Source organism: Thioclava pacifica DSM 10166 (assembly GCF_000714535.1).
GTDB lineage: Bacteria > Pseudomonadota > Alphaproteobacteria > Rhodobacterales > Rhodobacteraceae > Thioclava > Thioclava pacifica.
Genome location: NZ_AUND01000034.1, coordinates 302037 through 327030 on the forward strand (window position 1 = coordinate 302037; position 24994 = coordinate 327030).

A 24994-nucleotide genomic window follows, 5' to 3' on the forward strand; every position below is an offset into this window, starting at 1 on the left:
TTGTCTTGGGCCTTGGGGGCATCACGCCCCGGTTTGTCGGCGCGCACCCTATCCGTGGCCTCAGACCTTGGCAAGGCGAAGCGGACCCGCTTGCCGCAGCATCACGTCGCGGTGAAGATGCAGCCGCGATCCACCGTCCCGGATATCCCCGTCTCACCCGCGCGCTGACCGAACCAGCACGGATGCAGCCGCCCTGACGCCCCTTTTCCGACGCCCCGAGCTGTGGCAGGTTCATTGCATGAGCAAAGTCACCAATCTCAACCAGTTTCGCAAACAGCAGGCCCGCGACAAGAAACGTGCCCAAGGCGATGTGAACGCCGCGAAATTCGGACGCAGCAAGGCGCAGAAATCGCTCGAGACCGCACGCGAGGAAAAAGCGCAGCGCGATCTCGACGGGCATCAGCGTGAAAGCGGTGACGAATGAGCCGACCGAAGAAACGGTCGCTGACCTTGGGCGGCCATCGCACCTCGGTGACGCTCGAAGATGAATTCTGGCGTGCCTTTCGCGAGATCGCGGCCGAGAAATCCCTCGGGATCAATGAACTGGCGGCCGAAATTGATGTGGATCGCGGCACCGATGCGGGGCTTGCGACCGCGATCCGGCTTTACGTTTTGGCCTATTACCGCGACCGCGCAATCTCATAGGGAAGCCCGGCCCGCACCGCCGCTTCAGCGGCCCAGGCCAGCTCCTTGCGCGAGGGAAAATCGGCCACTGACAGCGGCGTGTGGAAGACGATCTCGACCGAGCCCTGCCGGCGTTGGGCCAGCACCTTGAGCAGATGCGGGCCGAACTCCATATCCCCCCACCAGCCGTAAAAGCGCGGATCTTCTCCGTCGGGCGGGCGGTAGATCACCGTCACCGGCTGGATCTGCATCACCTTGTCGAGGCCATGGCTATAGAAGGCCTGAAACAGGGTCGGCTTGAAAGGCAGCACCCGGCGCGCGTCTGTCGAGGTGCCCTCGGGAAAGAACAGCAGGTGATGGCCTGCGCGGATCCGCTCCTCGAAGAGGGCCTGTTGGGCCTTGGCCTCGCGCGGATCACGCTTGATGAACACCGTGCCGGTAGCGCGGGCGAGCCAGCCGACAAAGGGCCAGCGCGCCACTTCAGCTTTAGAGACGAAATAGACCCGCTGGCAGGCGTTCAGCGCGAAAATATCAAGCCAGGAGCCGTGATTGGCCACCACCGCGCCGATCTTGTTCATCGGGCGGCCGCTCACCCGGTACCCCATGCCAAGGATCGGCATGCTCAGGCGGCAGACTGTCTGTGTGATCCACGGAGTCCAAGGGCGTGCAAGCCCGTGGATCGGGCGCTCGATCAACCGCAGCAAAAGCAGGACGATCAGCCCGGTCAGCAGCAAGATCCCCCAGATCAGTCCGCGCGCGATGGCCCGCGCCCAATCGAGCGGGCCGAGCGGTTTCGGATCGGGTTCCTCCTCGATCCAGCTCATCCCTTGCCCTCGAAGCGCCGCGTGTAGAAAGCGCGATGCTTGTCGCTCATCGCTTTGGTGTCCATCAGCAGCAGCACATCGGTCGTGTTGAACGGATGGTCGACGAAGGCGCCCTCGCCCACGAACCCGCCGAGCCGCAGATAGGCCTTGATCAGGTTGGGCATCTGCGCCATCGCCGCACGCCGGTCGAGCTCGGGTTCGCGGACCAGATCCATGCTCTGAAACGCTTCCGAGCGCGCCCGCGGGCGCAAGCCCTCGGGCGCGAGATGATGATGATGCAGCCACGCTAGCGGCATCTTCAGCGCCTGCGGGTCGGTCCCGTGAAACGAGGCCACGCCGAAGAGGATCTCGATCTCATGGGCCAGCACGTAATCAGCCAGCGCATTCCACAACAAAAGCATCGCCGCCCCGCCCCGGTAATCGGGATGCACGCAGGACCGGCCCAGCTCGAGCAACTTGCGGCCCGAGGCGCGCAGCGGCTCCAGATCATATTCCGTATCGCAATAGAAATGCCCGGCCTCGGCGGCGCGATCCGACGTCAGCAGCCGATAGGCGCCCACGACATGCTCGCCCAGAGGCCTATTCCGGTCGACAAGCAGGAGGTGATCATAGACGGGGTCGAGATCGTCGCGCTCGATACGCGCTGCGTGATCAACGGTCTGACCGCCCCCGCCCAGTTCCTCGACGAAGACGCGATAGCGCAAACGTTGCGAGGCTTCGAGATCCGCCGCACCCCGGGCGAGCCTGATATCGAATGCCGCATTCTCGCCCACGCATCCCCTCCTGACGCCCGCGTTGTGGCGCAGATGTAGAAACCCCCGAGCGGCTTGGCAATATGCGACGCGGCCGAATAAAACCTAGGGTTGTTTTTTCGACTAGACCATTCGCGCCCTGGTGTTAACCTTTCGTCAACCTTGATCGTGGAAAACCAATTCCAGAGAAACCCTTCGCCCGTCGATCACCTGTTTGCCGACATGTTCAAAATTGACCGTCACCTTTTCACCGATCCGCGACTGCACCTGGCCGATGCCCCAATCGGGCTGGGCAGGGTTTCGCACCAGCATGCCGGGTTCAAGGATCTCATACATTTACGCCCTCACTTTCGGAGATATTGATGCCGTTCGAAACTGTTGAGGCAAGCCTGCCTGAAGCCGATCTGACGGGTCTGCTGGGCTCGCGGCTGTGCCACGACCTGATCAGCCCGATCGGCGCAATCGGAAACGGGCTCGAATTGCTGACCATGAGCTGCGCCACGCAAGGTCCCGAGATCGAGCTGATCGCGCAAAGCGTCGCGGCGGCCAATGCGCGGGTCAAATTCTTCCGCGTCGCTTTCGGACAATCGGGCGAGCAGCAACAACTCGGCCAGCCCGAGATCGCGACCTTGCTGGCGGGGATTTCGGCACAAGGCCGACTGCGCCTGCAATGGGAGATCGTGGGCGATCATGCCCGCGCTCGCGTCAAACTGGCCTTCCTGTCGATCCTCTGCCTCGAGACGGTGCTGCCTTATGGCGGCACGATTACGGTGCGTGATCACGACGGCGGCTGGGAAATCGCGGCGCATTCCGAGAAGGCGCGCGGCGATGCGCGGCTCTTCTCGGCGCTTGACGGGGCGAGCATCGAGGTCACACCCGCGCGGGTGCAATTCGCATTGCTGCCGCGCATGGCGACGCGATTGGGGCTTGGCCTCGACTGGGCGCTCACCGATCAGGGCGGCGTGATACGGTTCTGACGCGGCACTCAGGGCCGCACCGTGCCGTCACCGGTCACCAGGTATTTGAACGAGGTCAGCTGCTCGGCGCCCACCGGGCCGCGCGCATGCATCTTGCCCGTCGCGATGCCGATCTCGGCGCCCATCCCGAACTCGCCGCCATCGGCAAACTGGGTCGAGGCGTTGCGCATCAAAATCGCGCTGTCGAGCCGCTCGAAGAAGCGTGCCGCCGCCGCATCATCCTCAGTCAGGATCGATTCCGTATGCTGGCTGCCGTAACGGCGGATATGTTCGATCGCCCCATCCACGCCCTCGACGATCTTGGCCGCGCAGATCATGTCGAGAAACTCGCGCCCGTAATCCTCCGCCGAGGCTTCGGTCACACCCTCGATTGACAACAGATCGCCCATGCCGCGCACCTCGACACCCGCCTTGAGCAGATCCTCGACCAATACGCCGCCATGTTGATCCCAGAAGGCCCGGTCGATCAGCAGGCATTCCATCGCGCCGCAAATCCCGGTGCGCCGGGTCTTGGCGTTGAGCACCACCGCGCGCGCCTTGTCCAGATCCGCCGCACCATCCGCGTAGACATGGCAGATGCCTTCAAGATGGGCGAAGACCGGCACGCGGGCCTCGGCCTGCACCAGCCCCACCAGACCCTTGCCGCCGCGCGGCACGATCACGTCGATATAATCCGTCGCACGCAGCATCTCGGCCACGGCAGCCCGGTCGCGCGTCGGCACAAGCTGGATCGCCGCTTCGGGCAGGCCTTGCGATTTGAGCCCTTCGAGCAGGCAGGCATGGATCGCGCGGCTTGAATGGAAGCTCTCCGAGCCGCCGCGCAAGATCACCGCATTGCCCGATTTCAGACACAGCGCCCCGGCATCCGCCGTCACGTTGGGCCGCGATTCATAAATCACGCCGATCACACCGAGGGGCGTACGCACGCGCTGGATATGAAGGCCCGAGGGCATGTCCCACTCGGTGATCACATCGCCCACCGGATCGCGCTGCGCAGCCACCGCACGCAGGCCCTTGGCAATCGCCTCGATGCGGGACTGGTCAAGCATCAGACGATCCATCATCGCCGGGCTCAGCCCCTTCTCGGAGCCATACGCCATATCCTCGCCATTGGCCGCGATAATCTCATTCGCATGCGCGAGCACCGCATCGGCGGCCGCCTCGAGCGCCTTTTGCTTCGCCTCTGCACTCGTGAATGCCAGCTCGGCCGCGGCGGCGCGCGCGGCCGCCCCCATCGTCTCGATCAGCCCCTTGGCGTCAAACTCGTCTTTCATTACGCACCTCCACCGGATTTCCCGGTCTGTCCCGTCTTCACCCATTGCGCCAGCTTGATCGCCAGCACGACCCAGGGCAGGCCGTGCAGCACCAGATCGAACCAGTCGAGCGGGCGCACCAGCGTGCCTGCCGCCAACATCTTCAGCTTTTCCCAGATATGTGGCTCTGGGGTGAAGGGCGCGAGACCGAGCAGCCCCGCGAAAAGGGCCGCCTGAAGAAGGGTGATGTGGTCGAAAACCTGTTTGATCCAGCGCATGAGCGTCTCCCGAAACTTCGCCCGGATATAGGCGAGCGGGGCGCGATTCACAACGCAACATTCCGTTCGAGAGGAGGAAAGTGGCGCGGTTGACGGGGCTCGAACCCGCGACCCCCGGCGTGACAGGCCGGTACTCTAACCAACTGAGCTACAACCGCGCATGACGCTCGGACGATCCGGGGATGATGGCGCGGTTGACGGGGCTCGAACCCGCGACCCCCGGCGTGACAGGCCGGTACTCTAACCAACTGAGCTACAACCGCTCGCATCATCTTCCCGGATCGCCATCCGAGCGTGGGGAGCGTATTACGCGGGCCACCTGCCCCCGTCAAGCGGCACGAGACGAAAAAGTTCGACGTTTTTTCACCCGTCGTTGCGGCAAGGAAATGGACCTCGCGCGGGCGGTGATTTCGGAGGCCTCCGGCGGGGATATTTGGAGCAGTTGGAACGCGGGGGTCCGCAGTTTCCAACTGCTCCAAATATCCCGGGGGAGGCCGCAGGCCGGGGGCGGAGCCCCTACCCCGAGCGCTTAGCGTTCGGGCGCGGGGATGAACTCGGCGTCATCGGCGGGTGGCAGTCGGAATCGCCCATGCGCCCAGTCGCCTGCGCGCCAGGCTTCTTTCGCGGCTTCGATCTTCTCTCGCGAGGAGGCCACGAAATTCCACCAGATGTAACGCGGGCCGCTCATCGTGGCCCCGCCCAACACCATCAGCCGTGCGCCCTGCCCGCCTGCCTTGAGCGAGATTCGGTCGCCGGGGCGAAAGACGAGCATCCGGCCCGCCTCATAGGTCTCGCCCGCGACGCTGATCTCGCCTTGCAAGACATAGACGCCGCGATCCTCGTGATTGTCAGGTAGCGGCAGTTGCGCGCCCGGGTCGAGCTTCGCATCCGCATAAAACATCTCGGACGGCAGATCGAGCGGCGCGCGTGCGCCCCAGGCATCGCCAAGGACCAGGCGCACGGACTTGCCTTCGGCCTCCAGCTCGGGAAGCGCCTCGGCGCCGACATGTTCGAACCCCGCGGCCCCCTCTTCCATCTCCTCGGGCAGGGCCACCCAAGTCTGGATCCCCGAGAGCAATTGCCCTCTCTCGCGCACGTCTCCATCGGTGCGCTCGGAATGAGTGATCCCGTAACCGGCATTCATCCAGTTCACCGCACCGGGCGTGATCCATTGATCCGTGCCGAGGGAATCGCGGTGATGCAGCCGCCCTTGAAGAAGATAAGTGACGGTCGCGAGGCCGATATGGGGATGGGGGCGGATATCGATGCCGCGCTGACCCGAGAGAAACTCCACCGGGCCGATCTGGTCAAAGAAGATAAAGGGGCCGACCATCTGACGCTTGGCCGAGGGCAAGGCACGGCGCACCTCGAATCCGCCGAGGTCTCGGGCGCGGGGTGCGATGACGGTTTCGATCGCGTCGACCGCGTCGCCGATCGGGATTTCGGGGTCGAGGGCGGGATTCCAGCTCATGTCTCTTTCCTTCCTTTCAGAGAAAGAGATAGCGCGCCGAGGCCGCGATCACAGCCCCCGGCCCGCGCGCAGGATCCCTGCGAAAACTCACAGGATCAGGAAGCCAAACCTAAGGCCTTGATTATCATTGGGTTTGGGGAGGTGGTGGGCGGTGAGGGACTCGAACCCCCGACATTCTCGGTGTAAACGAGACGCTCTACCAACTGAGCTAACCGCCCCCGGCCCTTCCTCTAGCCGGGGTGCGCCGCCCGATCAAGAGGCATTGCGCAGGAGCGTCTCCGACATCCAAGCGCCGCGCCCAACGAAAAAACCCGGCCACTGGGCCGGGTCCTTCGACGGGCTTGCAGGTCGATCAGACCCGGCCAAGTTTCTTCAGGCGATTTTCGCGCAGGCGGGCGAAATCGTCGCCTGCGTGATAGCTCGAACGGGTCAGAGGCGTTGCCGAGACCATGAGGAAGCCTTTGCCATAGGCGGCCTTTTCGTAATCCTTGAATTCCTCCGGCGTCACGAACCGATCGACCGCGTGGTGCTTCGGCGTGGGTTGCAGATACTGACCGATGGTGAGGAAGTCGATATCGGCCGAGCGCATGTCGTCCATAACCTGACGCACCTGCTCTGCGGTCTCGCCCAGCCCCACCATGATACCCGACTTGGTGAACATCGCCGGATCGAGCTCTTTGACGCGCTGCAAGAGACGCAGCGAGTGGAAGTAGCGCGCACCGGGGCGGACGCTCGGATAGAGGCCGGGGACGGTTTCGAGATTGTGGTTGAACACGTCCGGGCGCGCCTCGACGACCTTCTCGAGCGCCGAAGGGTCGCATTTCAGAAAGTCGGGCGTGAGGATCTCGATCGTCGTGTCGGGCGAGCGGTGGCGCACGGCGCGGATCGTCTGGGCAAAATGCTCGGCCCCGCCATCCTCGAGGTCATCGCGGTCGACCGAGGTGATCACCACATGGTTCAGACCCAGCGTCTCGACTGCATGTGCGACGCGACCCGGCTCGAAGGCGTCGAGCCTGTCGGGCTTGCCGGTCGCGACATTACAGAACGAACAACCACGGGTGCAAATTTCCCCCATGATCATCATCGTGGCGTGGCCATGGCTCCAGCACTCGCCGACATTGGGGCAGCCCGCCTCTTCACAGACCGTCACCAGCTTGTTCGACTTTAGGATCTCGCGGGTCTGCTTGTAGCCCTCCGAGACTGGCGCCTTGACCCGGATCCAGCTTGGTTTCTTGGGCTGAGCATTATCGGCGCGATGCGCCTTCTCGGGGTGGCGTTCACCAGGGATCTTGAGATCGCGCATGATTGACCTTTCGGAATGCGGTTGTCCGTCACATAGGACGATTGCACACAGGATGCAAATTCTCGATCAGAACCGCTTGCGTGCCTGCGCGATCAGCCCATCCCCGGCCGTCTTGAGAACGCGCGCAAGCGGATCGAACCAGGTCTCGGGATCGGATGCCTCGCGCGCGCGCACCAGCCGTACCTGTCGCGCAGGCTCCTCGGAAAAGCGCAGAAGTGCGAGCGTCGGAAAGGCCCGGCTCTCCTGCATCGCGGCGATCTCGGGCACCAGCGTCAGCCCCATCGCCTGCCCCGCCAGCGCGCAGAGCGTGGTGAGCGAGGAAGCCCCAAGGTCGATGCGCTGCGCCGCCCGCGTGAGCCCACAGAGCGCCAGCGCCTGATCGGCAAGGCAATGTCCCTCGTCGAGCAGCAGCAGCTGATCGGGATCGATCGCCTGCGGAGCAAGTCCGCGGTTCATCGCGAGCTGATCGGGGGTGCCCGCGAGAAGAAAGCGATCCTCGAAGAGCGGCGCCTCGAAGAGCTCGGGCGCGGGCGTTGCGATGATCGCGGCGTCCAGTGTGCCCTGCCCGATCTCCTCAATCAGCTCCTCGGTCGTGGCCTCGCGCAGCCGCAATGCTCCTTGCGCGCGCAACCCCGGAAGGGCGGCGGGAAGCAGGTACGGCGCGATGGTCGGAATCACGCCGAGATTGACCTGACCGAGACCGCGGCGCGCCTCGGCCTGAAGCGCACGCAGCTCTGCCGCGACGCGTTCGGCGGTTTCGAGCACCCGCCGCCCCGCGCGCGTCAGACGTACATCACGCGGACGGCGTTCGACCAAAGGCTGGCCGACCTGATCCTCAAGCTCGCGGATCTGGACGGAGAGCGCGGGCTGAGAGACGTGAACCATTTCTGCCGCGCGCGAGAATGAGCGCGCATGGCCGAGCGCGCGAAGGTAAGCCAATTGGCGGAGGGTGATATTCATAAGGCCTGATTATCCAGGAGATAGGTTTTTACAATTTCCATTTATGGCTCATTCGCGGCATTTACCACTTAAACGCTTCGGCAAACCTCGGGCTCAGGACGTTTAACGCCGAATCCCTTGCCGATGCATCGAGACCTTCCGTTCACTCCCAGGAAACGCGCGAACGGAAAAAGGCGCGAGGGCATTCCCTCGCGCCTTGCTTGTCTCTCAGGTCCCGCTGCATTCGGACCGGGAACGGATTTCAGCCAATCATCGGGCTGGCGCCGCCATAGGTGTCGTCATAGTGGCGCTTGAGCCGCTGAAGCGCGATGCGCAGCACGATCTTGCCCGAGCGCGCCGACCAACCGAGTCGTTTCTCGGCCGTCTCCAGCCCTTCGAGGAAACAGCAGCAGCGCAGAGCCATATCGCCGAGCCCCGGCCCCAGATCGCGCAGCGCCAGCGCCACCCGCTCGCGCGCACTTTCCGACCCGCCCCCCTGCGTCAGATCGGGGCGATACTGGCCGCGCCCACCACCGCCAGTCATGAACCGCTCCCAGTTCTGCGCGACGCGCGGCCCCATCTGAGCCAGTTCGAAATCCTCGCGCAGACGCTCGCCCGCCGCGACCAGGTCGGCGCCAAGGAACGGCACGCCATCCTTGTCGCGGCGCCGTGCGAGTACCGCGAGCGGGCTTTCCGCGAGATTGGCGCGGATGCGCCGCTGGCGACCTTCGTCATCCTCGTCATCCCGCTCGGCAAACTCGCCATGCTGAGCGGCGAACGGCTGTGGGTCATGCCCACCGCGTGCAGCCAGATCCTCCTCAAGGATCCTTTTGAGCGCCCCGCGCCCCGCCGGCGTAATCCGGTAGCTGGTGACACGTCCGGAATGAGCAACCTCGATCCAGTCCTTGAGTGCGAAGGCCTGCGCGACGGCACGTTCGAGCACGGCCGTGCGAACGGTACCGCGCAGCACGACAGCCTTCTCCATTTCCGCGGCAACGATCAGCAATGCAGCCGGTTCGGCCAGGCGGCGCAGGATACGGCGGGCCTCGGCCTCAAGCAGATGATCATCGGCGGGAATTTCGGCGGCGCGGAAGGGTGCGGTCATGGCAAGCGTGTCCTTTTGGGGCACGGTCATAGTCGGTTCAGGGAGAGTATTGGCGGCGCCCTGCCCGGCCGCGCGGCCAAGGCTTTCGAGCGCCTCGTCGATCAGCGGATCGTCTCGCCGGGCCTCGATCCGACGCACGCGGCGCAGGATCGTCGAAGCCGCGCACCCTTCCGCCCTCGCCAATGCCCGGATCGGAATGCCTTGCTCCACGTGATGCAGATAGAGGCGAGCATGGTCAGGCAGCCAGGCGGGAAACCCCGCCGTGACCGGTGCGATCGAAGTCATTTTGTCCCCCAGATGGCGCCGCGCAGCGACGGCGAGTCTGTCCGAATACAACCGTGGGTTGCTTTGGTTACCCGTTCGTTAATAAACGGGACGCCTGCAAGATTTCCTTAAACTTCCTAAACAAACCTTTGCGATGCGTTCGCAGGTTCGGCCCGATGCGCAACACCCGCTATGGTTGATTCATGATCGCGGCCTTCAATCAAACGGAGAACCCCGTCATGCTGCATGCCCTGCCCGCCCCGACCGTCGATCTGTCGCACGTCACGCGCCCGCGCTTACTGGTTCGCGCGGCCCGGTTCGGACTGGAAGGCTATAGCCGCAAACGCGATCTCAAGCGCGTTCTGCGATGCGCTGAACTGCCGCGCCCGGGGACCGCGCTGCCGATGCTCATGGCCGAGGAAGAAATCCTCGATCAGGCGCGACGTGACGGTGAGGCCACCTATAACGTCGCGCGCCATATCGAGATCCTGATCGCGATGATGGCCGAGGCACGGCTGCTGCCGCGGCCCATTCTCAGCGCGATTTGAACAGCGAGCCCAGCACGCCGCGCACCAGAGCCTGCCCGGTCTTCGTGCCAAGCTGGCGTGCAAGGCTCTTGCCGAAGGTCTCCACGATCGAGTCCGACCGGCTCGAGCGCGTGGTCTTCTTCGTGGTCTTCTTCGTGGGTTGGTAACGGCGGGCATTGTTGAACTCGTCAAAGCCCGCATCGAGCTCCGAGCGCCCCGAGGCCGTCTTCGACGCCTTCTCGCGCAGTTCCGCCTCGGCGGCTTCCTTGGCTGCAAGCTCGGCGCGCTTGGCGAGGATTTCCTGGGCCGACTCGCGATTCACCGGCGTGTCGTATTTCGTGCCAAGGGGTGAGTCCGCTATCACCTGCGCGCGCTCGGGCGGGGTGAGCGGGCCGAGCCGCGATTGCGGCGGGCGCACCAGCGTGCGCTCGACCATTCCCGGCACCCCCTTTGCCTGAAGGAACGAAGTCACGGCCTCGCCGGTCCCCACCTCCTTGATCGCGATTTCGGTGTCGAAACGCGGATTGGCACGGTAATTTTCGGCCGCAAGACGCAGCGACTTCTGGTCCCGCGCGGTGAAAGCGCGCAGCGCGTGCTGTACCCGGTTGCCAAGCTGGCTGAGAATGCCGTCGGGCACGTCGGTCGGGTTCTGCGTGATGAAATAGATGCCCACCCCTTTCGAGCGGATCAGCCGCGCGACCTGCTCGACCTTGTCCACCAGCGCCTTGGGCGCGTCGTCGAACAGAAGATGCGCCTCGTCGAAGAAGAAGACGAGCTTCGGCTTGTCGGGGTTTCCGACCTCGGGCAGTTCCTCGAACAGTTCCGACAGAAGCCAGAGCAGGAAAGTCGCGTAAAGGCGCGGGCTCGCCATCAACTTGTCGGCGGCGAGGATGTTGATCTGGCCCATACCGCTGGAATCGGTGCGGATCAGGTCGGACAGCTCCAGCGCCGGTTCACCGAAGAATTTCTCGCCACCCTGATTTTCCAGAACCAGCAATTCACGCTGGATCGCGCCGATCGAGCGGATATCGACATTGCCATATTGCAACGAGATCTCGTCGGCGCGCTCACCCACATGGCGCAGCATCGCGCGCAGGTCATCAAGATCGAGAAGCGCCAACCCTTCCTCGTCGGCGATATGGAACGCGATGTTCAGGACACCCTCCTGCGCATCGGTCAGCCCGAGCAGCCGCGAGAGCAGCAGCGGCCCCATCTCGGAGACGGTCGTGCGCACCGGGTGCCCCTGTTCGCCGAACATGTCCCAGAACACGGTCGGATAGGCACGATAGGCCAGGTCGAACCCGATCGTGGCCGAACGTTCCATGAAGGGCGCGTGCAACTTGGCCGCCTCCGAACCGCTCGCCGCCACGCCCGAGAGATCGCCTTTCACGTCGGCCATGAAGACTGGCACGCCCGCGCTCGAGAAGCCTTCCGCGAGGATTTGCAGCGTCACGGTCTTGCCGGTGCCGGTCGCGCCCGCGATCAGCCCGTGGCGATTGCCGTATTTGAGGAGCAATTCCTGCGGGCTGCCATAGCCCTCACCACCGCCGCCAACAAAAACACCCTCTTCGGTCAAGACACCCGTCATGCCATCCCCCGTAAAATCATTTGCCCCGACAATACTCTTTTAACCCTTTTGCGCCAGTCTGTTCCTGTCCCGCATCGCGCTTCGTTTCCGGCGCGGGGCACTTCCTCCCTGTCAGACTGACCGCGCCATATCGGCGCGGTCTTTTTCGTGACGCGGCAAGGGCTTGGTAGCCCGTCACGCCCGTTCAATTTTGCCTGTTGACCTGTGAAAAATTCCGATCTAGCGTGCCGTCAATGATGAAGTCGGCCAGTCCGACAGGGGGAAATAAGGAAGGGGTTCCGCAAGGGGCCCCTTTCACCTTTTCTGGGGGTGTGCGGCTACGAGACGCTGCGGATCGCGGTTCATCGAGCGCCAATTGAAGCGGCTCCGGATCAACCCTCACGAAACTGTGGCATCTTACCGCCGATCCGTGAACGCCGCCGCAGATTTCGCGCCTGACAGTGGCGCGCGCTCATGTTAAGCCTCGGGCCGAAGTGTTTCAGGAGAAGAGTTACCATGTCTCAACTGACGAAACCGCTCGCATTCGCGCTCGCCCTCGGTCTCGCGCAGGGTGCCTGGGCGCAGGACACCACCGCAACGCCCGATACGGCCACCCCGGCCGCGAGCGGCGAGACGGCGGTGGACGGTGCGACGGCCCCGGCGCCCGAAGCGACGACCGATGCGCCCGCCCCTGACGCGGCGACGAACGGTCAGGCCACCCCCGACACCACAGTCGATGGCGCAGCCGCCCCGCAACCTGCCGCTCCGGCGCAGCCGCAAAGCTATACCAAGGGCACCTATGGTGACTGGGAGCTTCAGTGCATCAAGGCCCCCGATGGCAAGGACCCCTGCCAGATCTACCAGGTGATCAAGAACGACCAGGGCGGCAATGTCGCCGATATCTCGCTCTTCGGTCTGCCCAAGGGCGGCAAGGCGGTGGCTGGCGCCACGATCATGGTGCCGCTTGATACGCTGCTGACCCAGCACCTGCTGATCTCGGTCGACGGCGCCAAGCCGCAGGTCTACCCGTTCACCTTCTGCCAGCCGATGGGGTGCTTCGCCCGTATCGGCCTGACCCAGGAGGACCTCGACTCGTTCAAGAAGGGCAACAAGGCGACGATCACCATCGTGCCGCTGGCCGCCCCGACCGAGAAGGTGAATGCGACGCTCTCGCTTTCTGGCTTCACCGCCGGATTCGACGCGGTCGTAAAGGCCAATGAGGAAACCGGCGCGGTCAAGTGATCAGCGTTAGCTTCGTCTGACAAGGCTTAGAAAAGTTAGAGCGCCGCGCTGACCCCAGCGCGGCGTTTTCAGATCCGACGCAGTGCGAGCACCGCGTTGAGACCGCCAAAGGCAAACGCATTCGAGAGTGCTGCGCCCACCTCCGCGCGCCGCGCAACATTGGGCACGTAATCCAGATCGCAGTCCGGATCGGCCGTGTCATAGCCAATCGTGGGCGCGATCACGCCGTCGCGCAGCGCCATCAGGCAAGCCACGAGTTCCACCGCGCCGGTCCCACCGATGCAGTGGCCATGCATCGCCTTGGTCGCGCTGATCGCGACAAGTTCAGCCGCCGCGCCGAAGACCTGACGGATCGCCGCCGTCTCGATCCGGTCATTCGCCGCCGTCCCGGTGCCATGCGCGTTGATGTAACCCACCTCTTCGGGCGCCACCCCCGCATCGGCGAGAGCCCCCGTGATTGCAGCCGCCGCACCGTCGAGCGAGGGCATCACCACGTCGCTCGCATCGGATGTCATCGCAAATCCCACGATCTCGGCCAGCGGCGTGGCCCCGCGCGCGGTGGCACTTTCCAGCGTCTCGATCACGAAAACGCCCGCACCCTCGCCCTGCACCATTCCGTTGCGACTCGCCGAAAACGGGCGGCAGCCATCGGGCGACATCACGCGCAGCCCCTCCCAGGCCTTGAGCCCGCCGAAATTCAGCATCGCCTCGGAGCCACCCGCGAGCATCCCCTCGACCATGCCCGAGCGCACCATCTGAAAGGCCAGACCGATCGCATGGTTGGAACTTGCGCAGGCGGTGGCCACGGCGAAGCTCGGCCCCTGAAGCCCGAAGCGGATCGCGAGATGCGACGGCGCGGCATTGCCCATCAGCTTCGGCACGGTCAGCGGGTGAACGCGGTTCTTCGCTTCGGCAAAGACCGCGCGATAGGCGTTATTCGCGGTGGTGTGCCCGCCACCGGCCGTCCCGATGATACAGCCCCAACGGGCCGGGTCGGGCGCGCGCTCCAGCCCCGCCTGCGCCATCGCCTCTGCGCCTGCGATCAGCGCATATTGGGTGAACGGGTCGTAAAGCGCGAGTTCCTGTGCGGTAAACCGTGCGCTCGCGTCATAGCCCTTGATCTGCGCGCCGATACGGATGCTCAGCCGTTCCACATCACGAAACGCGAGCTCGCCGATCGCGCAGCGCCCCGCCTCCATCGCGGCCTGCGTCTGCGCGACCCCTTCGGCGAGCGCATTGATCGTGCCCGCCCCCGAGATCACCACACGCCGCATCAGGCGACGGCGCTGGAGGGGTTGCCGCCCGACATCAGGCGCTCAACCGCCGTCACGATGGCGCCGACCGAAGACATGTCGAATTGCGTTGCGGCGGGTTCATTGGCGTTGAAAGGGACCGAGACATCAAACGTCTCTTCAATGGCGAAGATCACCTCGACGAGCCCGAGGCTGTCGAGGCCGAGTTCTTCGAGCGTCATCTCGGCGCTCAGCTCACTGGGATCGCGAAGGGCTTCGCGAGCGATGATCGAGAAAACCTGGTCTTGCACGTCGGGCCTCATCTCGTGGCGTTACTCCGTGCCGCCTTTCTGCGCGAGTTTCGTAACAGTTTCCCGAAGCTCGGCGATTTGTCCAAACAATCTTGGCAGGCGCCGCAGCGATTTGTTGATCTCGAGCTGCGTTTCCATCTTCACCGCCGGGCTGCCCCAGATCGTGCGGCCCTTGGGCACGTTGGTGTAGATATTGGTGCCGCCCGCCGCGATCACGTCATCGCCGACGATGATATTGTCGGACACGCCGCATTGGCCCGCCAGCACCACCCGGTCACCGATCTTGGTCGAGCCCGCGATGCCGACCTGACCGCAGATCAGGCAATCCTCGCCCACCTGCACGTTATGGCCGATATGGACCATGTTATCGAGCTTCGTCCCCGAGCCGATTGCGGTCGCGCGCACCGTGCCGCGGTCGATGCAGGCGTTGGCGCCGATCTCGACATCATCCCCGATTTCAACCGTGCCGAGAGAATGGATTCTGGTCCATTTCTGCTCGGTGATTTCCGAGCGTTGTTCAAGGGTTGTGCGGATTTCTTCAACCCCCGAGGGCTCGGGCGTGACGAAGGAAAACCCGTCCGAGCCGATCACCGCGCCCGGCTGGCAGATCAGCCGATCCCCGATCACCACACGCGCGCCGATCCGCGCCCCGGGATAGATCAGCGCCTCCGCCCCGATCCGTGCGTCCTCGGCAATCGTGACCTGACCCACGATGCGTGCATTCGGCCCGATCTTCACGCCCTTGCCGATCACCGTGAACGGCCCGATTGCAGCACCTTCTCCGATCTCGGCGGAAGGGTCGATCACGCAGCTCGGGTGAATGCCGGGCGCAATCGACGGACCGGGGTCGAAAGCCTTCGACAGCCCCGCCATCGCAAGCCGCGGCCGCGTCACGAAAATCGCCGCCTCCAGCCCATAGCTGCGCCAGTCCGCGCCCTCCCAGAGAAGCGCCGCGCGCGCTTGCCCGGCCCGAAGGCCGTCGGCATATTTCTCGCTCATCGCGAGCGCGATCTGGTCCGCGCCCGCGCTTGCAGGTTCCGACGCGCCGGTAACCGCAATCGACAGATCACCCTCGGCCTTCGCCTCAAGCGCCTTCGCGATTTGCTCGATGGTCTGGGGCATGGCCGATCCTCTCGTGACTTGCGAGGCGATGCGCCCCGTCCGCCAGAGATTTAGCTGTCCTGCGTCGCCAATTCCACCCCGGCCTGCTCAAGCGCGTGAAACAGGATCGCATCCCGCCCATAGACATCCCGGCGATATTCGACATGGCCCGAGGCCGTCGGCCAGGCGGTGTAATATACCAGATGCACCGGCACGGGCTTTTTCAGCGGCACGGTCGTCTCGCGCCCGGTGTTCAGGATCCGCTTGAACTCGGCCTGCGGATCGTTGGTCTGCGCCCCCAGCAGCACATAGGCCAGATCAAAAGGCTGGCCCACACGGATACAGCCATGGCTGAAAGCCCGCGTTTCCTTCTGGAACAGAGATTTCGAGGGCGTGTCGTGCAGGTAAATGTTCCACTGGTTCGGGAAAAGGAACTTTACCAGCCCAAGTGCATTGCGGTTCGAGGGCGGCTGTTTCATCGCGAAGGGGAAATTACGGGCCGTATAGGCCGAGAAATCCACCGCGCCACGCGGCACGACGCGCCCGCGCGAGTCGATGATCTGCAACTGACCGGCCGCATTGGGATTGCGTTTGAGCTGCGGCAGATATTCCTTCGTGACGATCGAGCGCGGAACGTTCCAGGTCGGGTTGATCACCATCATCTCCATCTGATCGGAGAATTCGGGCGTGCGCCGGTCGGGATTGTTCTGCCCCACCACCGTCACCGAGCGGAAGGTCGTCTTGCCGTCATCGATTACCCGGACCGAGAAATCGGTGATGTTGACCCAGATGTAGCGACCCGTGAAATCGGTGCCGTTCATCCAGCGCAGCCGTTCGAGCGCGACGAGGATGGACTGCATCCGCTCCTCGGGCGAGCGGTTCAGTTCCGTCAGCGTTCCCGAACCGGCGATCCCGTCCGGGCTCAGCCCCTGATCGGCCTGGAAGGCCTGCACGGCTTTCTGGATATCGCCGTCATAGCTCGCAGTGGCGGACCGCCCGAGATACCCCATCGCCTGAAGACGATCGCGCAGCGCGATCACAGCCTCCCCGGTATCACCGGGCTCAAGCTTTTTGCCGGGCACGGTTGGCCCCCAGCCGCCTGCCGCGACCTGCGCCGCAAGATCGAGCCGCGCCTTGATCAGTTGGGCATATTGCGGCATCTGCGGCGCCAGTTCGCGCAGGAAGAGCGCGGGATTTCCAGACGCCGCAAATTGGGTGATACGCACCTGCGGATCGGTGCGATGCGGCTCGCGTTTGATATCCGAGATCACCTCATGCGGCTCGAGCACCCCGTGCGACACGTCATGGGCATAATCGAGAAAGACCTTGCTCAGCTTGACCTCGAGAAGCCCGCGTTGGCGCTCGGATTGCACGGCGGAAAAATCGGCGCGCAGCGCGTCCGGGGCGTAATGGGACTTGGGCAGGCCTTGCAGATCCGCCAGATCGAGCGCGCGCAGGAAGGCCGCTCGACGCGGCGCGTCGGCCTCCGAAGTCCAGATCGGGCGATAATCACGGGCCGCATAAAACGCAGCCAGCGCGGGCGTATCCGACGCCGCCTCCGCAACGGCCTGGGTGAAGCCCGACAGCTCGACTCCGGTCAGCGGCGACATCGCCCCCTGCGCGGCGATCTGCGCCGTCCCCTGCGCCTCGGCCGCGACAGCCAGCCCCGTCAGCGACAACGCCAGACCCACCGATCGGAAAAACACCGTCATCAACACCCACCTGCACCCAGTCTAAAATCACCCCCCAGAGTTTCCAGACTTCGCCCGCGCTGTCCAGAAAAGCTTTGGCAGCATTAGCCCTTACCCACGAGGTCAATCGAAAGATCAGCCGAGAGATGCAGCGCCGCAACATCCCCCACGAGCGGAAAACGCCACCAAAACGAGCAGATTCTTGCCGATTTTCCGGGCAAACGCCCTCCTGCGGCAAATCGATTCTTTATCCACACCCGCCGCTATGCAATAACAATGGCAAGTTTTGGGGTAACAAGTCGATGTAGCTGCCCGGTACAGGGCGGAAGAAAATCGAGAGACAGGCGAACACAGGATTTTTGCGATGACGACGATCTCCCGGCGTGGCCTTCTGGGTGCATTTGCCGCGACCATGGTGACGGCAGCGCCGACCATGAGTAACGCTTTCGGTCTTCTCAAAGGCGCAGGCGATATCCGACGGATCCGGATGTATAACGGCCGCACCGGCGAAAGCCTCGACACCGTCTACTGGATCGAAGGCGATTACGTTCAGGAAGCCCTGAAAGAGATCTCCTACTTCGCCCGCGACTGGCGCACGAACCAGGTCAAGACCATCGACCCCCGAACCATCGACATCGCGGCTGCCGCTCACAACCTGATGGATGTGCATGAGCCCTACATGCTGCTCTCGGGTTACCGCTCGCCGAAGACCAATGCGATGTTGCGCTCGCACTCGAAAGGTGTGGCGAAGAACTCGCTTCACATGCAGGGCCAGGCCACGGACCTGCGCCTGAAGTCGCGCTCGGTGAGCCAGATGTTCAAGGCCGCGAGCGCCTGCCACGCCGGCGGCGTTGGCAAATACTCGCGCTCCAACTTCGTCCATATGGATTGCGGCCCGGTGCGTCACTGGGGCGCCTGATCGGCCCGATCACCGCTTTCGAACCAGCGCCGCCCTCGGGCGGCGCTTTCTTTTTCAGCCTCCGGCAGAGGGGGCCACGCCCCCTGCCCCCATTTGAACGCGGGACCGTCCGTTAACAGGGCAGAGTTTGCCGTCGACATGAAAAAGCCGGCGCACCGGTGCGCCGGCTTTTCCTCGCCGTGTCGTTCCGTTACGAGGCCGGCACGACATAGACGACCGCGCGGGTGTCGGGGTTCACGAAGACCGTCTCGTCATTGATGTTGACATAGGCATAGGTGCTTTCGGGCACCGGAGTCAAAGTCACAACGTCCGGCACGATCACACCAGGTTTGAGGTCACCCGTCAGATAGACCGGCGCCACGGGGTGTTTCTCAACCCAGGTGATCGTCGCCGGTTCGGGTTTCGCCGCGGCCCCGATCGAGGCCGAACCAACGAGCGCACCGATCACAGCGCCGACCGGGCCACCCAGAGCCGCACCGGCCGCGCCACCGGCGGCAGCGCCCGCCACTGCGGCGGTTGCCTGACCATCCTTGTTGGCCGTGTCGGCAGGCACCTCAATCTGTTTGATCGTCACCGTCTGCGGCGGGCTCGAGAGCAGCGCGACCTGACCGTCGACCATTACCCCGAGTGCCGCAGCCGGAGCCCAGCCGGGCTGCCCGTCGACGCTGACCTTGCAGGTAATGCCATCGGGCAGACAGCCATCAACCATCACGGTCGAGCCGGCCTCAACAGTCTCGATGACCGCGGATTGTGCCGCCGCACCGGAATGGAGCTCAAACGCGCCTTGCGCAGTCGCCATCAGCGGCGGATTGGCTTCGGCGAAAGCCGTGCCGGTGAGAAAGGTCGTGCTGGCCGCAGCCGCGAGAATGATACCGAGTTTACGGGTCATGGAATTTCCTCCGTTTCTACCCTGACCGCCAATGAGGGCGATCTCTCTCCGTCTGTGGGGGTCGAAATGAAGACGGGCCCGGATCCGTTCCTCAGAAACGCGATCACGAGCCCGTGAAGAGCGGGGTGACTTCCAAGCCCCGGCGTCTATCCGCTTATTCGGCGGCCGCCTGTTCCGCCTCGATCTGGGCGGCCTTTTTCTCAACAAGTTCAACGATATGGTCGATCATCTGATCATTCGAGAGCTTATGATCCTGCTTGCCTGCGAGGTAAACCATGCCCGATCCGGCCCCGCCGCCAGTGAACCCGATATCGGTCATCAAAGCCTCGCCCGGCCCATTCACCACGCAGCCGATGATCGAGAGGCTCATCGGGGTCTTGATATGTTCGAGCCTTTTTTCCAGCGCCTCGACGGTCTTGATCACGTCGAAGCCCTGACGCGCGCAGGAGGGGCAGGAGATGATCTGCACGCCGCGGGTGCGCAGGCCCAGCGATTTGAGGATCTCGAAGCCGACCTTCACCTCTTCGACCGGATCGGCCGAAAGCGAGACGCGCAGCGTGTCGCCGATCCCCATCCAGAGCAGGTTCCCGAGCCCGATCGCGGATTTCACCGTGCCCGCCATCAGCCCGCCCGCCTCGGTAATGCCGAGGTGGATCGGTGCATCGGTGGCCTCGGCGATGCCCTGATAGGCGGCGGCGGCAAGGAACACGTCCGACGCCTTCACCGAGATCTTGTATTCTTGGAAGTCGTGATCCTCGAGGATGCGGATATGGTCCATCGCGCTCTCGACCATCGCCTCGGGGCAGGGCTCGCCGTATTTCTCGAGCAGGTGCTTCTCGAGGCTCCCAGCATTCACGCCGATGCGGATCGAACAGCCGTGATCCTTTGCGGCGCGCACAACCTCGGCCACGCGCTTCTCGTCGCCGATATTGCCGGGGTTGATGCGCAGGCAGGCCGCACCCGCCTCGGCCGCCTCGATGGCGCGTTTGTAGTGGAAATGGATGTCGGCCACGATCGGCACGGGGCTTTCGCGGCAGATTTCCTTCAGCGCGCGGGTGCTGGCCTCATCCGGCGTCGAGACGCGCACGATATCGGCGCCCACATCGGCCGCGCGGATCACCTGATCGAGCGTCGCGCGCACATCCGAGCTGTCGGTATTGGTCATCGTCTGCACCGAGATCGGCGCATCGCCCCCGACCGGCACATTGCCGACCATGATCTGACGGGATTTGCGGCGGTAGATATTGCGCCACGGGCGGACCGGGTTGAGAGACATCGTGAACGCTCCTTCGCGGGTTTCGCCCCTCTGATAGGCGAAGGCCCGCTGCTGTGCAACGGGCCGGGCTGGATCGTGACTGCGACCGAATGGGTCGGGCTTATTGCTGATCGGCGGCGGGGGCTGCGGTATCGCCCGCATCGGCCACGGCGATCATCTTCGCCAGATCCTTGTCCTGGTTGAGATCGGCCACCGGGTAGCTCTCATCGAGATGTTCGGGCGAGAGGGCGATGTTCTTTGTCACTTCGCCGCGCTTGCCGACCGGACCATGGGTCACACCGTTGACCGCGAAATAGATCGCGCCGGATTCGCCGGTCCGCATCGTCGCTGGTTCTTCAAGCTTGGGCAGCACGTAGCGTTCGCCCGCATCCATGACCTTCTCGAAGATGGTCGAACCATCGGCCGAGTTGATCCGCACCCAGGACGGGCGCACCGCCATCACGACGACCTCGGGCTTGTCCGCGCCGAGCGCCTTGGCGACGGCAGATTGGATCGAGTTTTCCGGGCCTGCCGCCGAGGCAATCTGCGGCGCGGCGGGGCTTGCCGAGGTCAGCGTGGCGAGGCTCGGGGTCAGCGCCGGAGCCGCGGCCCCGATGCCCGTCCCGGCCAGTGCGCCGGTCGCATTGGGATCAATCGAGGCAATCGGCCCATCGCGCGAGATCAGCACCGGCGCGTCGAGAACCGCCGGACGGTAGATCCGGCTGGTCCGCTCGGGCTGCGCGATCACCGGCAGCGTGTCATCAGCCTGCGCCATTTGCGGGCCTTCTTCGACCGAGTCGAGCGGATCGAGATCGGCCACAACGCCCGGCGCCTGATCGACCGGAGCAAGCTGCACGCGCTGCACCTCTTGCAGAACGGTCCAGCCGCCATAGCCAATGCCGCCCGCGATCAGCGCAAGCACCATCAGCGCACCCACGGCGCGCGGTTCGATCTTGGCCCAGAGGGATTCCTTCTTCGGCACGAAAGCGGGGTTGGCAAGCGCCTCGGCGACGTCTTTCGGGTGGCGCTGCGGCTTGGGTCCGGAGGCCGCTTCCGACATGCCATGGGCCGGTGAATAGCCTGCCTCGGCGCAGAAGCGCTGGAACGCCCATTCCGGGTCAAGCCGGAGATAACGCGCATAGGACCGGACATAACCGGCGATGAAGGAGGGGGTGTCAAACGCCTCAACATCGCAGCTTTCGATGGCGGCGATATAAGCGGCTTTGATCCGAAGTTCACGCTGGACGTCGAGGAGCGATTTGGCGAGCGTCGCCCGCTCGCCGCGCATCACATCGCCTAGGCGCAGTTCGAAATCGTCAAACCCTTTGGGTTTGAGTTCATCCTGCGTCGAAGGTTTAGCCCTCCGCCCGATCATGCCGCCTGTCCCTGCCTCTTTTCGCCAGTCTCGATTCGCGGGTGTTACCCGTTTCGATTAACAAAGACCTATCACAAGCCAGAGAGGCGCGCACGCGCCGATTGAGTTCACGCCGAGGCTTCGGCGCGATTTAGCTCACAGCGCGACCAGAGCGCGTCCATGCCCTTTACGAGCCCGTCGATCATACCAGAATCGTGTACCGGCGACGGGGTAAAGCGCAGACGCTCGGTCCCACGCGGCACGGTCGGGAAGTTGATCGGCTGGACGTATACGCCGAACTCTTCGAGCAACATGTCCGAGAGCGCCTTGGTGTGCTTGGGATCGCCGATGATCACCGGCACGATATGCGAGCCGTGATCGATGATCGGCATGCCCATGCCCTTCAGGCGCATCTTGAGGATCTTCGCGTGCAGTTGCTGCTTGTCGCGCAGCTCCTGCCCGCCCGCCGTCTTCAGGAAGGCGATCGAGGCAGCCGCGCCCGCGGCCACCGCCGGCGGCAGCGAGGTGGTGAAGATGAAACCCGGCGCGTAGGAGCGCACCGCGTCCACCATCTTGGCCGAGGCCGCGATATAGCCGCCGAACACGCCAAACGCCTTGCCCAGCGTGCCGTTGAAAATGTCGATGCGGTGCATCTCGCCCAGCTTCTCGGCGATCCCTGCCCCGCGCGGGCCATACATACCCACCGCGTGCACCTCGTCGAGATAGGTCAGCGCGTTGAACTCCTCGGCAAGATCGCAAAGCTCCGAGATCGGGCCGAAATCGCCATCCATCGAATAGACCGACTCGAAGGCGATCAGTTTGGGTGCTGCCGGATCGTCGGCGGCCAGCAGCTCGCGCAGATGGGCCACATCGTTGTGACGGAAGACGCGCTTGGCCCCGCCATTGCGGCGGATGCCCTCGATCATCGAGGCGTGGTTCAGCTCGTCGGAATAGATGATGAGGCCCGGGAACAGCTTCGGCAGCGTGCTCAGCGTCGCGTCATTGGCGATATAGGCCGAGGAAAAGACCAGCGCGGCCTCTTTGCCGTGCAGATCCGCGATCTCGGCCTCGAGACGCTTGTGATAGACGGTCGTGCCCGAGATGTTGCGCGTGCCACCCGAGCCCGCACCGGTGGCGTCGAGCGCCTCGTGCATCGCGTTCAGAACGACCGGGTGCTGACCCATGCCGAGATAGTCATTGCCGCACCAGATGGTGATGTCCTGCTTCGACCCGTCGGGCTTCGTCCAGACCGCATGCGGGAAATTGCCCTTCTCACGCTCGATGTCGATAAAGACGCGGTAGCGGCCCTCCTCGTGCAGCTTGCCAATCGCCTGATCGAGTGCGCGGTCGTAATCCATCTCGTGCTTCCCTTGCATGACTGTTCGCTGGGTCTGCCCTACCGGGCACCACAAAGCTCGACATTGATAAATGTCAAATTCCTCTCCCTGAAGGGTCAAAATGTCGCAAAGAGACCTGAAAAGCAAACATTCAGTTTTCACAATCTGTCGCGCCCTCGCGTCACCCCCTCTGGACAGTCCCGCGCGCAGCCCTAGGCTCAGGCCAAAACAAAGGAGGCCTGCATGGCACTGAACGAGGTTCTCACGGAAATCGACACTGGCCTAGATGCCGCGATGGAGCGGCTGTTCGAGCTGCTCAAGATCCGCTCGATTTCGACCGACCCCGCCTACAAGAGCGAAACCCGCGAGGCCGCCGAATGGCTGGTCAAGGAGTTGGCATCGCTGGGTTTCGAGGCGGAATTGCGCGACACGCCCGGCCATCCGATGGTGGTCGCGCATTCGAAAGGCGACGGCCCGCGCATCCTGTTCTACGGCCATTATGACGTGCAGCCGGTGGACCCGCTGGAGCTCTGGGACACGCCCCCGTTCGAGCCCCAGATTCAGGACACGCCGAACGGCAAGGTGATCCGCGGCCGGGGCGCCTCGGACGACAAAGGGCAGCTGATGACCTTCGTCGAGGCCTGCCGCGCCTACAAGGCCGTGAACGGCGAGCTGCCCGGCAATCTGGTGATCTTCCTCGAGGGTGAGGAAGAATCGGGTTCTCCTTCGCTTGTGCCCTTCATGAAGGACAACGCCGAGGAGCTGACCTGCGATCTGGCCCTGATCTGCGACACCTCGATGGTCTCGCCCGGCGTGCCCTCGATCGCGGGCTCGTTGCGCGGGATGCTGAAAGACGAATTCACACTCCACGGACCGCGCATCGACCTGCATTCGGGCCATTACGGCGGCCCCGCGCTGAACCCGCTGCGCGAGATTTCCAAGATCATTGCGAGCTTCCATGACGAAGAGGGCCGCGTCGCCGTCGAAGGCTTCTACGAGGGCGTGCATGAAGTTCCTCCCGAACAGCTCGAAGCGTGGAAGACCTGCGGTTTCGACGAGAAGGAGTATCTCGCCCACGCCGGCATGACCGTCGCGCATGGCGAAAAAGGTTACACCACACTCGAACAGCAATGGGCGCGCCCGACGCTCGAGATCAACGGGCTCTGGGGCGGCTATCAGGGTGCAGGCTCGAAGACCGTGATCCCGGCCGAGGCGCATTGCAAGATCACTTGCCGCCTCGTGGGCGACATGGACCCGGCCTATGTCCGCAAAGCCTTGCGCAAACATGTCGAAGACCGCCTGCCCGTCGATGCGACCATCACTTGGGACAATGATCTCGACGGTGCTCCAGCCTCGGTCATGGACACGTCGCGCCCTGAATTCGAAGCCGCCCGTCAGGCGCTCTCGGATGAATGGAACCGCGAGGCCGTGATCGTCGGCATGGGGGGCTCGATCCCGATCGGCTATTACTTCAAGTCGATCCTCGGCATGGATGCGATGCTGATCGGCTTCGCCAATGACGACGACGCGATCCACTCGCCCAACGAGAAATACGACGTGAAAAGCTTCCACAAGGGCATCCGCTCCTGGGCGCGGATTCTCGACCGGATCGCCAAGTAAATCTCCTCCGGGGAGGCGCCTGACACCGATTGCTGCGCGACCCGATCGCGCAGCAATCGGCGCCTCCGCGGCATGGCATCCTCAAGACATCGCCTCATCGGCCTTCTTCTTGATCCAAATATCTCGGGGGAGTCGCGCGAAAGCGCGACGGGGGCAGAG

General features: G+C 63.9%; 25 protein-coding genes and 3 tRNA genes. 7 read left to right on the forward strand and 21 right to left on the reverse strand.

What is annotated here, in order from left to right:
* Nucleotides 1–238 precede the first annotated feature (238 nt).
* Both TP2_RS13510 and TP2_RS13515 read left to right on the forward strand, forming a co-directional pair.
* The gene (locus TP2_RS13510; RefSeq protein WP_038078393.1) at nucleotides 239–424 is read left to right on the forward strand and encodes a DUF4169 family protein; all 186 of its coding nucleotides are present in this window, start codon (nucleotides 239–241) and stop codon (nucleotides 422–424) included.
* The gene (locus tag TP2_RS13515) at nucleotides 421–645 is read left to right on the forward strand and encodes a ribbon-helix-helix domain-containing protein (protein ID WP_038078394.1); all 225 of its coding nucleotides are present in this window, start codon (nucleotides 421–423) and stop codon (nucleotides 643–645) included. Before TP2_RS13510 ends, TP2_RS13515 begins: the two co-directional genes overlap by 4 nt.
* Here the strand turns inward: TP2_RS13515 and olsA are convergent.
* The 3 genes from olsA to TP2_RS13530 all read right to left on the reverse strand — a co-directional run bounded on the left by olsA (nucleotide 621) and on the right by TP2_RS13530 (nucleotide 2536).
* Nucleotides 621–1448: a lyso-ornithine lipid O-acyltransferase gene (gene olsA / locus TP2_RS13520; protein WP_038078395.1), complete on the reverse strand. Its 828-nt coding sequence runs from the start codon at nucleotides 1446–1448 to the stop codon at nucleotides 621–623. The genes TP2_RS13515 and olsA overlap by 25 nt on opposite strands.
* Nucleotides 1445–2221 (reverse strand): L-ornithine N(alpha)-acyltransferase, encoded by a 777-nt coding sequence (gene olsB, locus TP2_RS13525; protein WP_038078396.1) that lies wholly within the window; start codon nucleotides 2219–2221, stop codon nucleotides 1445–1447. Before olsB ends, olsA begins: the two co-directional genes overlap by 4 nt.
* Before the next feature lie 135 nt (nucleotides 2222–2356).
* On the reverse strand, nucleotides 2357–2536 hold the full coding sequence (locus tag TP2_RS13530) for a DUF3553 domain-containing protein (protein ID WP_038078398.1): 180 nt from the start codon (nucleotides 2534–2536) through the stop codon (nucleotides 2357–2359).
* Nucleotides 2537–2562: 26 nt separating this feature from the next.
* Between TP2_RS13530 and TP2_RS13535 the strand changes: the two genes are divergently transcribed.
* Nucleotides 2563–3177, forward strand: coding sequence for a histidine phosphotransferase family protein (locus TP2_RS13535; protein WP_038078400.1), 615 nt, complete (start codon nucleotides 2563–2565; stop codon nucleotides 3175–3177).
* 8 nt (nucleotides 3178–3185) lie between these two features.
* Here the strand turns inward: TP2_RS13535 and TP2_RS13540 are convergent, their stop codons facing one another.
* The 9 genes from TP2_RS13540 to TP2_RS13580 form a co-directional block, all read right to left on the reverse strand.
* Nucleotides 3186–4451 carry a glutamate-5-semialdehyde dehydrogenase gene (locus tag TP2_RS13540; RefSeq protein ID WP_038078403.1) on the reverse strand — a complete coding sequence of 422 codons (1266 nt, stop codon included), beginning with the start codon at nucleotides 4449–4451 and terminating at the stop codon, nucleotides 3186–3188.
* Nucleotides 4451–4708, reverse strand: a complete 258-nt coding sequence (locus tag TP2_RS13545; protein ID WP_051692642.1) for an RND transporter — start codon at nucleotides 4706–4708, stop codon at nucleotides 4451–4453. The genes TP2_RS13540 and TP2_RS13545 overlap by 1 nt, the downstream gene beginning before the upstream one ends.
* Nucleotides 4709–4789: 81 nt before the next feature.
* Nucleotides 4790–4866 (reverse strand) — tRNA-Asp (locus TP2_RS13550).
* A gap of 28 nt (nucleotides 4867–4894) precedes the next feature.
* Nucleotides 4895–4971 (reverse strand) — tRNA-Asp (locus tag TP2_RS13555).
* Between the two features lie 266 nt (nucleotides 4972–5237).
* Complete coding sequence (locus TP2_RS13560; RefSeq protein WP_038078406.1) at nucleotides 5238–6179, reverse strand: pirin family protein; 942 nt, start codon at nucleotides 6177–6179, stop codon at nucleotides 5238–5240.
* 142 nt (nucleotides 6180–6321) lie between these two features.
* A tRNA-Val gene (locus TP2_RS13565) sits at nucleotides 6322–6397 on the reverse strand.
* 134 nt (nucleotides 6398–6531) lie between these two features.
* Nucleotides 6532–7482, reverse strand: a complete 951-nt coding sequence (gene lipA, locus TP2_RS13570) for a lipoyl synthase (RefSeq protein WP_038078408.1) — start codon at nucleotides 7480–7482, stop codon at nucleotides 6532–6534.
* A 66-nt stretch (nucleotides 7483–7548) separates the two neighbouring features.
* Nucleotides 7549–8442 (reverse strand): hydrogen peroxide-inducible genes activator, encoded by an 894-nt coding sequence (locus TP2_RS13575; RefSeq protein ID WP_038078411.1) that lies wholly within the window; start codon nucleotides 8440–8442, stop codon nucleotides 7549–7551.
* A 241-nt stretch (nucleotides 8443–8683) separates the two neighbouring features.
* On the reverse strand, nucleotides 8684–9811 hold the full coding sequence (locus tag TP2_RS13580; protein ID WP_038078413.1) for a DUF6456 domain-containing protein: 1128 nt from the start codon (nucleotides 9809–9811) through the stop codon (nucleotides 8684–8686).
* Between the two features lie 218 nt (nucleotides 9812–10029).
* Between TP2_RS13580 and TP2_RS13585 the strand changes: the two genes are divergently transcribed.
* Nucleotides 10030–10338 carry a DUF6477 family protein gene (locus TP2_RS13585; RefSeq protein WP_038078698.1) on the forward strand — a complete coding sequence of 103 codons (309 nt, stop codon included), beginning with the start codon at nucleotides 10030–10032 and terminating at the stop codon, nucleotides 10336–10338.
* On the opposite strand, the gene TP2_RS13590 is transcribed toward TP2_RS13585, so the two are convergent.
* Nucleotides 10325–11905 (reverse strand): helicase HerA-like domain-containing protein, encoded by a 1581-nt coding sequence (locus TP2_RS13590; protein WP_038078415.1) that lies wholly within the window; start codon nucleotides 11903–11905, stop codon nucleotides 10325–10327. The genes TP2_RS13585 and TP2_RS13590 overlap by 14 nt on opposite strands.
* Nucleotides 11906–12400: 495 nt before the next feature.
* Between TP2_RS13590 and TP2_RS13595 the strand changes: the two genes are divergently transcribed.
* On the forward strand, nucleotides 12401–13126 hold the full coding sequence (locus TP2_RS13595) for an invasion associated locus B family protein (protein WP_038078418.1): 726 nt from the start codon (nucleotides 12401–12403) through the stop codon (nucleotides 13124–13126).
* A 68-nt stretch (nucleotides 13127–13194) separates the two neighbouring features.
* On the opposite strand, the gene TP2_RS13600 is transcribed toward TP2_RS13595, so the two are convergent.
* The 4 genes from TP2_RS13600 to TP2_RS13615 are packed head-to-tail and all read right to left on the reverse strand — an operon-like array spanning nucleotide 13195 to nucleotide 17482.
* The gene (locus tag TP2_RS13600) at nucleotides 13195–14400 is read right to left on the reverse strand and encodes a beta-ketoacyl-[acyl-carrier-protein] synthase family protein (protein ID WP_038078420.1); all 1206 of its coding nucleotides are present in this window, start codon (nucleotides 14398–14400) and stop codon (nucleotides 13195–13197) included.
* Nucleotides 14400–14681: an acyl carrier protein gene (locus TP2_RS13605; protein WP_038078422.1), complete on the reverse strand. Its 282-nt coding sequence runs from the start codon at nucleotides 14679–14681 to the stop codon at nucleotides 14400–14402. The genes TP2_RS13600 and TP2_RS13605 overlap by 1 nt, the downstream gene beginning before the upstream one ends.
* A 9-nt stretch (nucleotides 14682–14690) precedes the next feature.
* Entirely contained in the window at nucleotides 14691–15791 is a 1101-nt protein-coding gene (locus TP2_RS13610) for a UDP-3-O-(3-hydroxymyristoyl)glucosamine N-acyltransferase (protein WP_038078425.1), read from the reverse strand.
* A 50-nt stretch (nucleotides 15792–15841) separates the two neighbouring features.
* Nucleotides 15842–17482, reverse strand: coding sequence for a L,D-transpeptidase family protein (locus tag TP2_RS13615; RefSeq protein ID WP_038078427.1), 1641 nt, complete (start codon nucleotides 17480–17482; stop codon nucleotides 15842–15844).
* A 343-nt stretch (nucleotides 17483–17825) separates the two neighbouring features.
* On the opposite strand from TP2_RS13615, the gene mepK reads away from it, so the two are divergent.
* A complete protein-coding gene (gene mepK / locus TP2_RS13620) occupies nucleotides 17826–18380 on the forward strand; it encodes a peptidoglycan L,D-endopeptidase MepK (RefSeq protein ID WP_038078432.1) in 555 nt (184 codons plus the stop codon).
* A gap of 190 nt (nucleotides 18381–18570) precedes the next feature.
* Here mepK and TP2_RS13625 read toward each other — a convergent pair whose 3' ends face one another.
* The 4 genes from TP2_RS13625 to hemA form a co-directional block, all read right to left on the reverse strand.
* Entirely contained in the window at nucleotides 18571–19269 is a 699-nt protein-coding gene (locus tag TP2_RS13625; RefSeq protein WP_051692614.1) for a DUF1236 domain-containing protein, read from the reverse strand.
* Between the two features lie 154 nt (nucleotides 19270–19423).
* On the reverse strand, nucleotides 19424–20545 hold the full coding sequence (ispG, locus tag TP2_RS13630; protein ID WP_038078435.1) for a flavodoxin-dependent (E)-4-hydroxy-3-methylbut-2-enyl-diphosphate synthase: 1122 nt from the start codon (nucleotides 20543–20545) through the stop codon (nucleotides 19424–19426).
* A 100-nt stretch (nucleotides 20546–20645) separates the two neighbouring features.
* Nucleotides 20646–21899 carry a helix-turn-helix domain-containing protein gene (locus tag TP2_RS13635; protein ID WP_038078438.1) on the reverse strand — a complete coding sequence of 418 codons (1254 nt, stop codon included), beginning with the start codon at nucleotides 21897–21899 and terminating at the stop codon, nucleotides 20646–20648.
* A 107-nt stretch (nucleotides 21900–22006) separates the two neighbouring features.
* Nucleotides 22007–23236 (reverse strand): 5-aminolevulinate synthase, encoded by a 1230-nt coding sequence (gene hemA, locus TP2_RS13640; RefSeq protein ID WP_038078441.1) that lies wholly within the window; start codon nucleotides 23234–23236, stop codon nucleotides 22007–22009.
* A gap of 222 nt (nucleotides 23237–23458) precedes the next feature.
* Here hemA and TP2_RS13645 point away from each other — a divergent pair, with 222 nt between their 5' ends.
* A complete protein-coding gene (locus tag TP2_RS13645) occupies nucleotides 23459–24835 on the forward strand; it encodes a dipeptidase (protein WP_038078443.1) in 1377 nt (458 codons plus the stop codon).
* Nucleotides 24836–24994: the final 159 nt, after the last annotated feature.